Source organism: Pseudomonas sp. AC136 (genome assembly GCF_979258585.1).
On sequence record NZ_OZ409865.1, the window covers coordinates 4,254,404 to 4,268,429 of the forward strand.

The following is a 14,026-nucleotide window of genomic DNA, read 5'->3' on the forward strand; positions in this document are numbered from 1 at the left end:
ATGTTCGCATGGAGCCGATATCGCCTTCTGCCCGCTGCCGCACTGCTGCTCGCCGTTGCCAGCAGCTTCGTCCAGGCGGCCAGCTCGGTGCTGATCTGGCCGATCAATCCGCAAATCGAGAGCACGCAAAAAGCGGCCGCGTTGTGGCTGGAAAACCGCGGGCAAGCGCCCATCAGTCTGCAGATACGGGTATTGGCCTGGGGCCAGGCCGACTACGGCGACCAGCTCAGCGCCCAGCGCACCGTGGTCGCCAGCCCACCGGTAGCGACCATCGAGCCGGGCAAGCGGCAGATGATCCGCCTGATGAAAATGCAGCCGGTGCCCGCTGCCACTGAACAAACCTTCCGCGTGCTGGTGGATGAATTGTTGCCGCCCGACGCCAAAACCGATGCCGCCCTCGGCGTGAAATTCCAGATGCGCTATTCCGTGCCGCTGTTCGTGTTCGGCGATGGCGTAAGCCTGGCCAGCGCTGCCAGCAAGCCGGAACCGGGCATTCAACTGCTCAAACCCGACCTGCGTTTCCAGGTGCAGAACGAGGGCGGCAAGCGCTTCCTGCTACTCAACAATCAGGGACCAGCCCACGCGCGATTGGCGAGCGTGTCGGTAAAACAGGGCGAAAAACGCACGGTAATCGCCGAAGGCTTGCTCGGTTACGTATTGCCCGGTGCGCGAATGCGTTGGGAGTTGCCGGCCGCCGTGGCGGGCGACTCGTTTGCGTTGGAAGCCCGAATAAACGAACTGGCTGATCTCCAGCCGATTTCGCCGCAACGATAGCCAGCACAGCGGATGCGGAGCGTCAGGGAAGCGCCGACGCCGTCGCCCTTTATGGGCGGCGCCGGTGGCGCGTATGTGCTGTTCACCTGCCTGGCGGTGTGGTTGCCCAGCGCGCAAGCGGCCAGCTCCATGCCGTGGCCCTTGCGCGACGCCTTGGCCGCCGCGCCTGCCGTGCCGGTGGCCGCCGCGCCTGAGCAAACGACGGCGGGGCCGACAGTGGTGATCGCGGCAAACGAGCCCATGCCCTTGCGTGACGCCGTGGCCGCCACGCCGCCTTCAGCAACCGCCGGGGCGCCGCAGTTGCCGGCACCTGCGCCGGAGCTGGACGGCTTGCCGGCCGCACGAATGCGCCCCAGCGCAGTGCCCGAGGCAACGCCCGACGTACCGGCGGCAGCGGACGCCGCAGCCGGCGAATACACCTTGTTTCTGGAATTGGTGGTGAATGAATTGCCCAGTGACCGCGTGGCGCAAGTGACCGTACGTGGCGAACGCTACTTCGTGGACAGCGAAGACCTGCGCGCCGTCGGCGTGCGGGTGCCGGAGGGCGCTACCGGCGAGCTGGCGCTCGATAGCATCAGCGGATTGCAGTTCACCTACGACCAGGAACTGCAGCGCCTGAAGCTGGTGCTGCCCAGCGACTGGCTGCCGGAACAGCAGGTCGGCGCGCGATCGGTCTACGCCTCGGTGCCGGCGCAAAGCTCGTTTGGGCTGCTGTTCAACTACGACGCCTATTACAACGACACCGATGACGGCGCCCATTACCTCAGCACCTTCCTCGAACAGCGCGTGTTTGGTAGCGCTGGCGTGTTCGGCAACACCGGCGTGTACCGCCACAGCTTCAACGAACTGGGCGCCGACCAGGACGGCTACATGCGCTACGACACTTACTGGCGCTACAACAATCAGGAAACCATGACGCGCTACATCGCCGGCGACCTGATCACCGGCGCGCTGACCTGGAACAGTGCCGTGCGCATCGGCGGCGTGCAGATCTCGCGCAACTTCGCCCTGCGCCCGGACCTGATCACGTATCCACTGCCGCGCTTCACCGGCGAGGCCAGCGTGCCGACCTCGGTGGACCTGTTTATCAACAACGCCAAGGTCAGCAGCGACCAGCTCAACCCCGGCCCGTACACCGTCAGCAACGTGCCGTATATCAGCGGTGCCGGTAACGCCACCGTCGTCACCACCGACGCCCTCGGCCGGCAGGTGGCGACCGACGTGCCGTTCTACGTCACCAACTCCCTGTTGCAGGAAGACCTCTACGACTACTCGGTGTCGGCCGGCAAATTGCGCGATGACTACGGGCTAAAGAACTTCTCCTACGGGGCGTCGGTCACCAGCGGCACGTTCCGCTACGGCGTGACCGATTTCTTCACCGCTGAAACCCACGCCGAGTTCGGCGAAGCGCTGCGCCTGGGCGGCCTCGGCGCCACTGTTGGCCTGGGCAATTTCGGCACCCTCAGCAGCTCGTTCGCGCAAAGCCAGTACGAGGGCAGCAAAGGCCAGCAAGCCAACGTCGGTTACAGCTATTACTCCAACCGTTTTGGCTTCGGCGCCCAGCATGTGGAGCGCAGCAAAGGTTTTGTCGACGTGAGCATGCTCAGCGCGCTGGAGCTGGGGCGCGATGAGCTGACGCTGGCCAAATCCAGTGACCAGATCACCTTCTCTTTCAGCCCCGGCAACGTCGGCAATGTCGGCGTCGGCTACTTCGCCAGCGAAACCATGGACGGCCAGCGCACGCGCCTGGTTAACCTTTCGTGGTCGCGCAGCCTGTGGGGCAACAGCAGCATGTACGTGGCGATGAACCGCGACCTCGACGGCGAGGGTTACTCGGCGGTGATGCAACTGATCATTCCGTTCGACGTGCGCTCCACCTTCAGCGCCAGCGTCGAGCGCGACACCCAGGGCCAGTTGCGCGAACGGGTGAACTTCGGCCGCACGCCGCCGCCCAGTGGTGGCGTTGGCTACAACCTCGGCTACGCCACCGGCGGCGGCACCTACGAACAGGCCGACCTGACCTGGCGCACGCCCTACGCCCAGCTGCAAGGCGGCGTGTACCGCGACGACGGCCGCCTGACCCAGTGGGGCGATATCACCGGCTCGTTTATCGCCATGGACGGCGAGGTATTCCCCGGCAACCGCGTTGACGATGCGTTTGTGCTGATCAGCACCAACGGGGTAAGCGATGTGCCGGTGAGTTTCGAGCATCAGCTAATGGGCAACACCAACAAAAACGGCCATTTGCTGGTGCCTTCGGTGCCGTCTTATTACGGCGGTCAGTACGAAATCGACCCCTTGGGCCTGCCGGCGAATTTCCGCGTGCCGCAGGTGGAAAGCAAAATCGCCGTGCACCAAGGCAGCGGGGCGCTCCTGAACTTCGATCTGCACCGCGTGGTGGCCGCCAGCATTGTGCTCATCGACAGCCGTGGCGAAGTGATTCCCCGTGGCAGCGAAGTGAAAGTGGAAGGCACCAGCCTGCGCGCCTTCGTTGGCTGGGACGGCCTGGTGTATTTCGAGGGGCTGAGCGCGCAGAACCAATTGCTGGTCACGCGTCCCGATGGCCAGGCCTGCAAAGCCGCGTTCGCCCTGGCCGATACCCATGAAGAAGTCAGTCTGGTGGGTCCGTTGACCTGCCGCTGAGCCTATAAAAACAGGAGCTGACATGCGCCCCACATCACCGCGTTCAAGCCTGCCAGGCTTGCTTCGACACCTGCACCGCTGGTTGCTTGGTGCGCTGCTGCTGAGCGCCAGCGGACTGGCCAGCGCCGTGTGCACCACCGGCGCCACCAACGTCAGCCTCGGCACCGTCAGCTCGCTGGCATTGAAAACCACCACCGTGGGCAACTACGGCGCAGCGGGCATCAGTTGCACGGGTGGGCTGTCGCTATTGTCCGGCTCGTATATTCGCCTGATGCTCGACACCGCCAGCCTCAACCTCACCAACGGCGGCTACAGCATTCCCTACACCGTGAGCACGACCCAGGGCGGCGCGCCGCTGCAAAACGGCGTCACCGGCACCGCCACCGGGCTTACCGTGTTGTCGCTGGGCGGTGGCAGCAACGGCATTGCCCTGTACTTCACCGTGCCGTTGGGGCCAAACGTACAAGCCGGCACCTACACCGGCACCGTGAGTTTTCGCTGGTACTACGCCATCTGCGACAGCGGCCTGCTCGGCGCCTGCGCCTGGGATCGTTCGCCTGGCTTGGTACAAGCCTGCGCGCCGGTGCTGGGCATTGTGTTTTGCACCGACCCTACCAACTGGGGCACGGGAGTTCTGACCAGTGCGACCTTGACGCTGGTGGTAACCAAATCGTGCCTCATCAACACCGCCACCCTGGACGTCGACTTCGGCAGCAAAGCCCTGGTCAACCAGTTCGCCAAAGTGACCCAGACCGTCAACGTTACCTGCACCAACAACGAAGGCTACAGCGTCAGCTTCGACAACGGCGCCAACTACCTCGCCCCTTGGCGGCGCATGGCCAGCGGCGCGAATCGGATGAACTACAACCTGTATCAGCCGGACACCACGGTGATCTGGAACGCTGCCCAACCGATGGCATTTCTGGGCACCGGCTTGGCGCAGAACTTCACCTTTGATGCGCTCATCGACGCGACGCAGCAAAACGTGCCAGCCGGGAATTACCAGGACAGCATCATCATGACGTTGAATTACTGAGTTGCCGGTTGGAAAAAGCTCGAGGCTGAAGCCTCTCCTACAGGTTTGTGATTGCCTGTGGGAGAGGCTTTAGCCTTGATGCTCCGTATACTTCAGCGCTATCTCGCACTGGAGTGAACTGATGAGCCTGGCCGCTATTCGCCATTGGGTGTTCGATATGGACGGCACGTTGACCATTGCCGTGCATGACTTTGCCGCCATCCGCCGGCATCTGGACATTCCCCCCGAAGACGACATTCTTCATCACCTTGCTGCTTTGCCGGCCGATGTGGCGGCGGCCAAACATGCGTGGCTGCTGGAGCACGAACGCGAGCTGGCGCTGAATTCGCAGCCGGCGCCCGGGGCGGTCGAGTTGGTGCGCGAGCTGCACGGGCGTGGCCATCAGCTCGGCATCCTGACCCGCAACGCGCACTCGCTGGCGCTGTTGACGCTTGATGCCATCGGCTTGGGCGACTGCTTCGCGGTTGAGGATGTGCTGGGGCGTGATGAAGCGCCGCCAAAACCGCATCCCGGTGGGTTGTTGCACTTGGCCGAGCAGTGGCAGGTGTCGCCGAGTGAGATGGTGATGGTTGGGGATTACCGCTTTGACTTGGACAGCGGGCGGGCGGCTGGCACCCACACTGTGTTGGTGAATGTGCCGGAGAACTTGTGGCCGGAGTTGGCGGATTGGTATGTGGGGGATTGTTGGGGGTTGTTGGGGTTGAGTCGGTGATTTTGGCGAGTTGAATGAGTCGGGGTTTTCAGACTCGCGTGCCGTCCGAAATTCTGGATTCCGAATCGTCGGACCGGCGCCTGCGCGAGGATGACCTGTGACTGTGCAAACACCTCCGTCATTCCCGCGCACGCGGGAATCCAGAGTCCTGGATTAGTCGGGGTTTTCAGACGCGCGTACCGTCCGAAATTCTGGATCCCCGCGTGCGCGGGGATGACGGAGGTTTTTGCGTAGTCATCCGTCATTCCCGCGAAGGCGGCGGTCCGACGATTCGGAATCCAGAGTCTCGAATAAGTCGGGGTTTCAGACTCGCGTACCGTCCGAAGTTCTGGATCCCCGCCTGCGCGGGGATGACGGAGATTTTTGCATAGTCATCCGTCATTCCCGCGAAGGCGGCGGTCCGACGATTCGGAAGCCAGAGTTTTGGATAGTCGGGGTTTTCAGACGCGCGTACCGTCCGAAATTCTGGATCCCCGCGTGCGCGAGGATGACGGGTGTGGGGGGGTGAGGGGGCGATTGCCAGGGATGACGGAGGTTTTTGCAAAGTCCTCCGTCATCCTCGCGAACGCGGCGGTCCGACGATTCGGGATCCAGAGTCGTGAAAGGGACGCCGTAAAAGCCACCACACCTTTCCCCACGGGGGAAAACAAAACCATCCCCCTAAAACAGAAAATACCGCTGCGCCATCGGCAGCACATCCGCCGGCTCGCACCACAACAACTGCCCATCCGCCTTTACCTGATACGTCTGCGGGTCCACATCAATCTGTGGCGTGTAGTCGTTATGGATCAGGTCGCTTTTTTGCACGCTGCGACAGCCTTTCACCACGCCAATCTGCTTCTTCAACCCCAACTGCTCCGGCACGCCGAGGTCCATGGCGGCTTGGCTGATGAAGGTCAGGCTGGTGGCGTGCAACATGCCGCCGTAGCTGCCGAACATGGGGCGGTAGTGCACCGGTTGCGGCGTGGGAATCGAGGCGTTGGCGTCGCCCATCAGGCTGGCGGCAATGGCGCCGCCTTTGAGAATGAGCGTGGGTTTCACGCCGAAAAACGCCGGGCGCCAGAGCACCAGGTCGGCGAATTTGCCCACTTCGATCGAGCCCACTTCATGGCTGATGCCATGGGTGATGGCCGGGTTGATGGTGTATTTGGCGATGTAGCGTTTCACCCGGAAGTTGTCGTTGCCGGCACCGTCCTGGGGCAGGGCGCCGCGCTGTTTTTTCATTTTGTCGGCGGTCTGCCAGCAGCGCGTGATCACCTCGCCGACACGGCCCATGGCCTGGCTGTCGGAGCTGATCATGGAGAAGGCGCCGAGGTCGTGAAGAATGTCTTCGGCGGCGATCGTTTCGCGGCGGATGCGGCTTTCGGCGAAGGCCACGTCTTCGGCAATGCTCGGGTCCAGGTGGTGGCAGACCATAAGCATGTCGAGGTGTTCGTCGATGGTGTTGCGGGTGAACGGGCGCGTCGGGTTGGTCGAGCTGGGCAACACGTTGGGCAGGCTGCACGCTTTGATGATGTCCGGCGCATGTCCGCCACCGGCACCTTCGGTGTGGTAGGTGTGAATGGTGCGGCCCTTGAACGCGCCGAGGGTGGTTTCAACAAAGCCTGATTCGTTCAGGGTGTCGGTGTGAATCGCCACCTGCACGTCGTATTGGTCGGCCACGCTCAGGCAGTTGTCGATGGCCGCGGGCGTGGTACCCCAGTCTTCGTGCAGCTTCAGGCCGATGGCGCCGGCTTTCACCTGTTCAATCAACGGCTCCGGCAGGCTGACGTTGCCCTTGCCGGTAAAGCCGATGTTCATCGGGAACGCGTCGGCAGCCTGGAGCATGCGCGCCATGTGCCACGGGCCGGGCGTGACGGTGGTGGCGTAGGTGCCGGTGGCCGGGCCGGTGCCGCCGCCGATCATGGTGGTGGTGCCGCTCATCAAGGCTTCTTCGATCTGCTGCGGGCAGATGAAGTGGATGTGCGTGTCGATGCCGCCAGCGGTGAGGATCATGCCTTCGCCGGCAATCACTTCGGTGGCGCCGCCAATGGCGATGGTGACCTCAGGTTGAATGTCCGGGTTGCCGGCTTTGCCGATGGCGGCGATGCGCCCGCCCTTGAGGCCGACGTCAGCTTTGACGATGCCCCAGTGATCGATGATCAGCGCGTTGGTGATCACCGTGTCCACCACGTCGGCGGCGCACAGTTGGCTTTGGCCCATGCCATCGCGAATCACCTTGCCGCCGCCGAACTTCACCTCGTCGCCGTAGCTGGTGAAGTCTTTCTCCACCTCGATCCACAACTCGGTGTCCGCCAGGCGCACTTTGTCGCCGACGGTGGGGCCGAACATGTCGGCGTAGGCTTGTCTGCTGATTTTCATAGTCGGTTTCCAGAAGTGCTTCTGTGTGTTCCCTTGCCCTCACCCCCAGCCCCTCTCCCATAAATGGGCGAGGGGAGCCAAGCCAACGCCCCCTCTCTCGCTTGCGGGAGAGGGCCGGGGTGAGGGGCTCTTTAAAGCTCGCCCATCACCCGCCCAGCAAAGCCGAACACCCGGCGCAAGCCGGCCAGCTCCACCAGTTCCACATCCCGCGACTGCCCCGGCTCAAAGCGCACGGCGGTGCCGGCGGGAATGTTCAGGCGCATGCCGCGAGCGGTCGCGCGGTCGAAGGTGAGGGCGTCGTTGGTTTCGAAAAAATGGAAATGCGAGCCCACCTGAATCGGCCGGTCGCCGCTGTTGGCGACGTTCACCGTGGCGGTGCGGCGGCCGACGTTGAGTTCGATTTCGCCGTCTTGAATCTGGTATTGCCCAGGAATCATGGCGCGCTCCTTTCAGGGGTGACGATCAGTTGCATAAAGGTCAGGTCGAGCCAGCGGCCGAATTTGCGACCCACTTGTGGCATCTGCCCGGTGATGCTGAAACCAAGGCGCTCGTGCAGACGAATCGAGGCGGCGTTGCCGCTTTCAATCGCCGCCACCAACACGTGTTTGCCGCAGCCTTTGGCCCGCCCGATCAGCGCTTGCATCAGCAACGGGCCAAGGCCTTTGCCGCGTTGGTCGGCGCGCACGTACACCGAGTGCTCGACGGTGTTGCAGAAGCCGTCGAAGGGGCGCCAATCGCCAAACGAGGCGTAGCCGACCACCTCGCTGCTGTCGTCGAGCACCACCAGAATCGGGTAGCCCTGCTGCGCACGGGCGGCGAACCAGGCTTCGCGGTTGGCGAGATCGACCGTGCTGTCCATCCAGATGGCCGTGGTGTTGAGCACGGCGTCGTTGAAGATGTCGCGGATGGCGGGCAGGTCGGCGGCAAGGGCGTCACGAATAATCATCTGGTTGATCTCACGCGATGGGCTGGTGAACGGTGACCAGCTTTGTACCATCGGGAAAGGTGGCTTCAACCTGAATTTCCGCGATCATTTCGGGGATGCCTTCCATCACCTGCTCGCGGCTGAGCAAGGTGGTGCCGAAATGCATCAGCTCGGCCACGGTGCGACCGTCGCGCGCGCCTTCGAGCAGGGCGGCGGAAATGTACGCCATGGCTTCGGGGTAGTTGAGCTTCACGCCCCGCGCCAGGCGGCGTTCGGCCACCAGGCCGGCGGTGAATATCAGCAGCTTGTCTTTTTCGCGTGGGCTCAGGTCCATCGGTCAGGTACTCCAGATTCGCGGCGCGACGGCAGCGCGACCCAGCAGGGCCGGGCGCAGCACACGCCAAAGATCGATCAGCCAGGCTCGCGCGTGCAGCGCCTCGACAGCGAGGCAGCGTGCAACCAGCAAACCGGGCAATTGGCTAAGGTCACCGCGCACGCGGGCATGGGGGCCGGCGCAGAGTTCGCGGCACTGTTCAAGTAAGTCAGCGTCCAGCTCGCCGGTGATCAGCAGCGTGGCAAATACGGGGTGGCCGTCGAGGCCGATGGATGAGTCGAGCAGGCCATCGCCGCCGATTACCCGTTGGCGTTCGTGCCACAGCAAGGTGCCGTCGCGGCGGATGTCCAGGTGCGCTTGAAAGTGGCCCTTGTCGAAGCGCTCGCCAGCCGCCGGGCGGCCCAGGGCGACCATGTCCCAATACATCAGGCGGGCGTCGCCGTGCAGTTCGATTGAGGTGGTGAGTTCGGCCTGGGCGGCGGAGTAGACGATGGTCTCTTGCGGCAGCCATTCCAGGGTGCCACCGGCGGCGACGTCGATGATCAGTTGCTGAAACGCCGGCCCTGCGGCCCGATACCACTTGGCCGCGCCGGGGCTGGTGAGCTGCGCCCAGGCGTGGTCCTGAACCTGCACGCTGATGTTCAGGCGGTCGCCACCGGCAATGCCGCCCGGCGGGTGCACGATGATGTGCTGACACACCTCAGGTCCTTCGGCATACAAATGCTTTTGCACCCGCAGCGGGCCTTGATGTCGGCGCATGACCGGGCGCGTGCTCTCGCCCTGGCGGGCATAGGCCAGCTCCAACTCGGCGTGCCAGTTGGGGGTGAACAGGGCTGGGGGAAGGGGTGCGTTCATCAAAGGCTTAGGTCAATTCGGACCTAGGGGCTAGAGCAATAGCCGTGCCTCTTGCGCTGAAGCGGTGCGCGCGGCTGGCGAACGCTGCGAAGGGTGGCGGGTTTGTTGGCCTGCTGATCAGCTTTTGTCAGCGAGCGGATGGGCAAACGAATCGGTTGTGCGCACGATTTTGGTGCGCTCCGGAGGCGGGGGGCAAAAACGGTGCAATACGCGCCAGCTGGCTCGGTAACTTGGCCGATCTGGCCCTCGCAGCGAGGCGAGCCCCCTCCTTACACTCGCGCCACCACTACCAGGGGCGCCTGACATGCTGTTGATACTCGCCTTCGTCGCCGGTCTTTTGCGCGGCTACAGCGGCTTCGGTTTTGCCATGGTGCTGGCGTTGGGCTTGCTCGCCGTCTGCCCGCCAGCCTTGGCAATTCCTGTGGTGCTGCTGCTCGATCTGCTGTGCAGCGCGAGCCTGTGGTCGGGCGCGGCCAAACAGGTTCACCGGGGCGTGGGCATTCGCTTGGTGCTGGGCATGGTGCTGGCGGTGCCGGTGGGTTCACTGGCGTTGGCTCGCGTGCCGGAGCAGTGGATGGCGCCCGTGGTGGCGCTGCTTTGCCTGGTTGGCGGCGTGCTGGTGCTGTGGCGTAAACCGGTCGCGGTCAGTGAGGTTAAGACGGGTTGGGCAATGTCGGCCGGGTTTGTGTCCGGGCTGGTCACGGCCATGGCCTCGGCGGGTGGGCCGCCGGTGGTGGTGTACTTGCTGCGCAGCGGGCTTTCGCCAGCAAGCGTGCGGGCCACCGCCATCGTATTTTTTGCCGCGAGCGATGTACTGGCGCTGGGAAGTTTGTACTGGCTGAACGTACTCGGCCACGAACACGTGAGTCTGGCGGCCAGCTTGCTGGTGCCGGCGCTGCTGGGGAATGTAGCGGGGCAGGTGTTGTTTCGGCGTAAACCGATGGCGCTGCATGGCGTGATCGGCGGTGTGCTGGTGCTGATGTCAGCGGCCACCCTGGCCAAAAGCCTGTTCTAGAAGCGGCTCAAGCCGCTCCCCGAACGGCGAGAGTCAGAGCGGTTGTTGCTTGTCTACGGTAGGCGGCACCGGCGCTTGCTCGGTTTTCAGCAGGTCGCGAATTTCGGTCAGCAACACCACTTCAGCCGTCGGCGCAGCAGGCGCTTTGGCGTGTTCTTTGTGCAGTTTGTTGATGACTTTCACGCCCATGAAAATGGCGAAGGCCACGATCACGAAGTCCAGGCAGGTTTGCAGGAACTTGCCGTAGGCCAGCAGCACGGCCGGGGCGTCGCCCTGGGCGGCTTTGAGGGTGATGGCGAGGTCGGAAAAATCGACGCCGCCAATCAACAGACCCAGAGGCGGCATGATCACATCGCCCACAAACGACGACACAATCTTGCCGAACGCGGCGCCGATGATGATACCGACCGCCATGTCGACGACATTGCCTTTGACTGCAAACGCTTTGAACTCGCTGAGTATGCTCATAGATCGACTCCCTGTTGCTAATGATGGTTGGGGGGCAGTGTAGAGCACCCGTTTCGCCGCTCCCAGCTTCAAGTGACCGGCCCTGGCGCTGTGCGTTCCCCGTTTTTGCCGCTGGTCTAGGCTGTCAGAGAGTCAACCCACCCATTGCGACAGGAGACGGCCTATGACCCTCGAACACCATCCGCTGCATGTGGAATACCCTGAGTATCAGGACGAGCTGCAACGGCTGCTGGGCCAGGACGCGCACTTCAGCAAACTCGCCGCCAACTACGCGGCGCTGGATAAGCAGATTTTCCAGGTGGAGGACGGGCGTCACGCCATGGATGACATGGCGCTCAAGGCGCTGAAAAACGAGCGGGTGACCTTGAGTCTGGAAATCGCCCAGCGGTTGGAAGCGGCGGCCAAAGACCGCTAGCGAAGCCTCGCGAACCAAGCCTGATAGTTGTCCAGCGTTTGGTTCGCGTTTGTCGCTTATATATTGGAAGAAAGAACCGGTTTGCGTATCGGATATTTCTAATTTAACGTGTCCGCCCTCAGGCTTTTATTTCATATTGATTCGCGTCAGTAACTTTCATTTTCATTAAGCTATTCGCGCGAATACGCCTGACGTTATTAACTAACGAGGAAGTTTTATTTATCGGGATGGTTAAAGTTTTCTATTTAGAAACGTGGCTGTATCGCTCTAGTCTCCTAAAGCGCAACTGATGCGCTAAAAATAATAGGGAGACGATCATGACTAGAAAATCGCTTGTTCCTGCCACTTCACTGTTTTGTGTCGGGTTTCTTTCCTTCTCCGTTCAGGCCGCCACGCTCACGCGCGACAACGGCGCGGCGGTGGGCGACAACCAGAACTCGCAAACGGCCGGCGCCACGGGCCCGGTGCTGCTGCAAGACGTACAACTGCTGCAAAAGCTCCAACGCTTTGACCGCGAGCGCATTCCTGAGCGCGTCGTACACGCCCGTGGCACCGGGGCCCATGGCACGTTCACGGTTACCGACGACCTCAGCGACCTGAGCAAAGCCAAGGTGTTTGCCGCCGGCGAAGTCACGCCGGTGTTCGTGCGTTTCTCCGCCGTGGTACACGGCAACCACTCCCCCGAAACCCTGCGCGACCCCCGTGGTTTTGCCACCAAGTTCTACACCGCCGACGGTAACTGGGACTTAGTGGGTAATAACTTCCCAACTTTCTTTATTCGCGATGCCATCAAGTTTCCCGATATGGTGCACGCCTTTAAGCCGGACCCGCGTACCAACTTGGATGATGATTCGCGCCGGTTTGATTTTTTCTCCCATGTGCCTGAATCCACCCGTACGTTAACCGAGCTGTATTCCAACTACGGCACCCCGGCCAGCTATCGGCAAATGGACGGTAATGGTGTGCACGCGTACAAGTTGGTCAATGCCAACGGTGAAATCCATTATGTGAAGTTTCACTGGAAAACCTTGCAAGGCATTAACAACCTCGACCCCAAACAAGTCGAGCAAGTGCAGGGCAAGGACTACAGCCACCTGGGCAATGATCTGATCGCGCACAGTAAAAAAGGCGACTTCCCCAAATGGGATCTGTACGTGCAAGTGCTCAAGCCTGAACAACTGAGCTCGTTCGCTTTCGACCCGCTGGACGCCACGAAAATCTGGCCGGATGTGCCCGAGCGCAAAGTCGGGCAGATGGTGCTTAACCGCAATACCGACAACGTGTTCCAAGAGACTGAACAGGTGGCCATGGCGCCTGCCAATCTGGTGCCTGGCATCGAACCGTCCGAAGACCGTTTGCTGCAGGGTCGCGTGTTTTCCTACGCCGATACCCAGCTCTATCGCCTGGGCGCGAATGCCTTGCAGTTGCCCATCAACCAACCACGGGTGAAGGTTAATAACGGCAACCAGGACGGCGCCATGAACAGCGGCAAAACCACCTCGGGGGTCAACTATCAGCCCAGCCGCCTGGAGCCGCGTGAAGAAGTTGCCAGCGCGCGCTACAGCAGCTTGCCGCTGTCGGGCAGCACCGAGCAGAAGAAGATTCAGCGCGAGCAAAACTTCAAACAGGCCGGTGATCTGTACCGCTCTTACAGCAAGAAAGAGCGCGATGATCTGATCGCAAGCTTCGGCGGCTCGTTGGCCACCACCGATGAAGAGAGCAAGCACATCATCCTGTCGTTCTTGTACAAGGCCGACCCTGAATACGGCACGGGTGTGGCGAAGGTCGCCAAGGGCGACTTGGAGCGAGTGAAAGCCTTGGCCGCCAAGCTGTCGGACTGAGGGTAATAGCGGCGGCCTTCTGCTGAGGGCCGCCGTTTTTTCAGGAGCGCTGTGATGATTATTCGAACCGTTGTACTGCTCGGCGCGCTGGCATTCAGCGTGCTGGTTTCGGCGGCTACTCCGAGCGAGCCCGCCGATGTACAGGCGCAACTGCGCAGCTACTTTTTCGAGGCCGCACGGGCAGGCGATGTGCCGGTGCTGCAAACGTTTATCGACGCCCATTACCCGCTCGATAGCCAGGATGAGAAGGGCTACACCGCACTGATTCTGGCGGCCTACCACGGCCAGCAACCGGCGGTGGAACTGCTGTTGCAGGCCGGTGCCGACGCCTGTCAGCAAGACCAACGCGGCAACACCGCCTTGATGGGCGCCATTTTCAAGGGCGAGGTGAGCATCGCGCGGCGCCTGTTGGCAACCGATTGCAACCCGGACCAACGCAACGGCGCCGGCCAAACCGCCGCCATGTACGCCGGCCTGTTCAACCGCGCGGAACTGCTCGATGCCCTGGCCGCCAAAGGTGCGGATTTGAACGCCGAAGACGGTCTGGGCAACAGCGCCGCTCGGCTGGCCACCGGCGAAATTCGCACCCCCGCCCCGCGTTGAAACGGGGTAGCTGCGTTATCATCGGCGCTTTTCGGCGAGGGGGT

The 14,026-nt window shown here is 62.3% G+C and carries 14 protein-coding genes; 8 read left to right on the forward strand and 6 right to left on the reverse strand.

The annotated features are described in order from the left end of the window. From ACZZZU_RS19055 to ACZZZU_RS19070, 4 genes are all read left to right on the forward strand, one after another. Positions 1–774 carry a fimbrial biogenesis chaperone gene (locus ACZZZU_RS19055; protein ID WP_463551499.1) on the forward strand — a complete coding sequence of 258 codons (774 nt, stop codon included), beginning with the start codon at positions 1–3 and terminating at the stop codon, positions 772–774. 345 nt (positions 775–1,119) lie between these two features. Beyond that, on the forward strand, positions 1,120–3,417 hold the full coding sequence (locus tag ACZZZU_RS19060) for a fimbria/pilus outer membrane usher protein (RefSeq protein ID WP_463552158.1): 2,298 nt from the start codon (positions 1,120–1,122) through the stop codon (positions 3,415–3,417). Positions 3,418–3,439: 22 nt separating this feature from the next. Continuing rightward, entirely contained in the window at positions 3,440–4,453 is a 1,014-nt protein-coding gene (locus ACZZZU_RS19065; RefSeq protein WP_122492911.1) for a Csu type fimbrial protein, read from the forward strand. A 121-nt stretch (positions 4,454–4,574) separates the two neighbouring features. Continuing rightward, positions 4,575–5,165 (forward strand): HAD family hydrolase, encoded by a 591-nt coding sequence (locus ACZZZU_RS19070; protein WP_463381780.1) that lies wholly within the window; start codon positions 4,575–4,577, stop codon positions 5,163–5,165. Between the two features lie 660 nt (positions 5,166–5,825). Here ACZZZU_RS19070 and ureC read toward each other — a convergent pair. The 5 genes from ureC to ACZZZU_RS19095 all read right to left on the reverse strand — a co-directional run bounded on the left by ureC (position 5,826) and on the right by ACZZZU_RS19095 (position 9,640). Then, positions 5,826–7,526 (reverse strand): urease subunit alpha, encoded by a 1,701-nt coding sequence (gene ureC, locus ACZZZU_RS19075; RefSeq protein WP_463551500.1) that lies wholly within the window; start codon positions 7,524–7,526, stop codon positions 5,826–5,828. A 131-nt stretch (positions 7,527–7,657) separates the two neighbouring features. Then, positions 7,658–7,963: an urease subunit beta gene (locus tag ACZZZU_RS19080; RefSeq protein WP_463551501.1), complete on the reverse strand. Its 306-nt coding sequence runs from the start codon at positions 7,961–7,963 to the stop codon at positions 7,658–7,660. Beyond that, positions 7,960–8,472: an N-acetyltransferase family protein gene (locus ACZZZU_RS19085; RefSeq protein WP_463541180.1), complete on the reverse strand. Its 513-nt coding sequence runs from the start codon at positions 8,470–8,472 to the stop codon at positions 7,960–7,962. The genes ACZZZU_RS19080 and ACZZZU_RS19085 overlap by 4 nt, the downstream gene beginning before the upstream one ends. A gap of 10 nt (positions 8,473–8,482) precedes the next feature. After that, positions 8,483–8,785 carry an urease subunit gamma gene (gene ureA / locus ACZZZU_RS19090; protein WP_463551502.1) on the reverse strand — a complete coding sequence of 101 codons (303 nt, stop codon included), beginning with the start codon at positions 8,783–8,785 and terminating at the stop codon, positions 8,483–8,485. A 3-nt stretch (positions 8,786–8,788) separates the two neighbouring features. Next, a complete protein-coding gene (locus ACZZZU_RS19095; RefSeq protein WP_463551503.1) occupies positions 8,789–9,640 on the reverse strand; it encodes an urease accessory protein UreD in 852 nt (283 codons plus the stop codon). A 304-nt stretch (positions 9,641–9,944) separates the two neighbouring features. Here ACZZZU_RS19095 and ACZZZU_RS19100 point away from each other — a divergent pair, with 304 nt between their 5' ends. Further along, positions 9,945–10,655, forward strand: coding sequence for a sulfite exporter TauE/SafE family protein (locus ACZZZU_RS19100; protein WP_122492905.1), 711 nt, complete (start codon positions 9,945–9,947; stop codon positions 10,653–10,655). A 33-nt stretch (positions 10,656–10,688) separates the two neighbouring features. Here the strand turns inward: ACZZZU_RS19100 and mscL are convergent, their stop codons facing one another. Continuing rightward, positions 10,689–11,123, reverse strand: coding sequence for a large-conductance mechanosensitive channel protein MscL (gene mscL / locus ACZZZU_RS19105; RefSeq protein ID WP_122492904.1), 435 nt, complete (start codon positions 11,121–11,123; stop codon positions 10,689–10,691). A 163-nt stretch (positions 11,124–11,286) separates the two neighbouring features. Between mscL and ACZZZU_RS19110 the strand changes: the two genes are divergently transcribed. From ACZZZU_RS19110 to ACZZZU_RS19120, 3 genes are all read left to right on the forward strand, one after another. Continuing rightward, on the forward strand, positions 11,287–11,538 hold the full coding sequence (locus tag ACZZZU_RS19110) for a YdcH family protein (RefSeq protein WP_463551504.1): 252 nt from the start codon (positions 11,287–11,289) through the stop codon (positions 11,536–11,538). Positions 11,539–11,855: 317 nt separating this feature from the next. Next, a complete protein-coding gene (gene katB, locus ACZZZU_RS19115; RefSeq protein WP_463551505.1) occupies positions 11,856–13,379 on the forward strand; it encodes a catalase KatB in 1,524 nt (507 codons plus the stop codon). 54 nt (positions 13,380–13,433) lie between these two features. Continuing rightward, positions 13,434–13,982, forward strand: coding sequence for an ankyrin repeat domain-containing protein (locus tag ACZZZU_RS19120; protein ID WP_463551506.1), 549 nt, complete (start codon positions 13,434–13,436; stop codon positions 13,980–13,982). Positions 13,983–14,026 lie beyond the last annotated feature (44 nt).

Coding starts and splice junctions, on each gene's coding strand:
- ACZZZU_RS19055 (WP_463551499.1), top strand. CDS start 1: ATGTTCGCATGGAGCCGATATCGCCTTCTGCCCGCTGCCGCACTGCTG.
- ACZZZU_RS19060 (WP_463552158.1), top strand. CDS start 1,120: ATGCGCCCCAGCGCAGTGCCCGAGGCAACGCCCGACGTACCGGCGGCA.
- ACZZZU_RS19065 (WP_122492911.1), top strand. CDS start 3,440: ATGCGCCCCACATCACCGCGTTCAAGCCTGCCAGGCTTGCTTCGACAC.
- ACZZZU_RS19070 (WP_463381780.1), top strand. CDS start 4,575: ATGAGCCTGGCCGCTATTCGCCATTGGGTGTTCGATATGGACGGCACG.
- ureC (WP_463551500.1), bottom strand. CDS start 7,526: ATGAAAATCAGCAGACAAGCCTACGCCGACATGTTCGGCCCCACCGTC.
- ACZZZU_RS19080 (WP_463551501.1), bottom strand. CDS start 7,963: ATGATTCCTGGGCAATACCAGATTCAAGACGGCGAAATCGAACTCAAC.
- ACZZZU_RS19085 (WP_463541180.1), bottom strand. CDS start 8,472: ATGATTATTCGTGACGCCCTTGCCGCCGACCTGCCCGCCATCCGCGAC.
- ureA (WP_463551502.1), bottom strand. CDS start 8,785: ATGGACCTGAGCCCACGCGAAAAAGACAAGCTGCTGATATTCACCGCC.
- ACZZZU_RS19095 (WP_463551503.1), bottom strand. CDS start 9,640: ATGAACGCACCCCTTCCCCCAGCCCTGTTCACCCCCAACTGGCACGCC.
- ACZZZU_RS19100 (WP_122492905.1), top strand. CDS start 9,945: ATGCTGTTGATACTCGCCTTCGTCGCCGGTCTTTTGCGCGGCTACAGC.
- mscL (WP_122492904.1), bottom strand. CDS start 11,123: ATGAGCATACTCAGCGAGTTCAAAGCGTTTGCAGTCAAAGGCAATGTC.
- ACZZZU_RS19110 (WP_463551504.1), top strand. CDS start 11,287: ATGACCCTCGAACACCATCCGCTGCATGTGGAATACCCTGAGTATCAG.
- katB (WP_463551505.1), top strand. CDS start 11,856: ATGACTAGAAAATCGCTTGTTCCTGCCACTTCACTGTTTTGTGTCGGG.
- ACZZZU_RS19120 (WP_463551506.1), top strand. CDS start 13,434: ATGATTATTCGAACCGTTGTACTGCTCGGCGCGCTGGCATTCAGCGTG.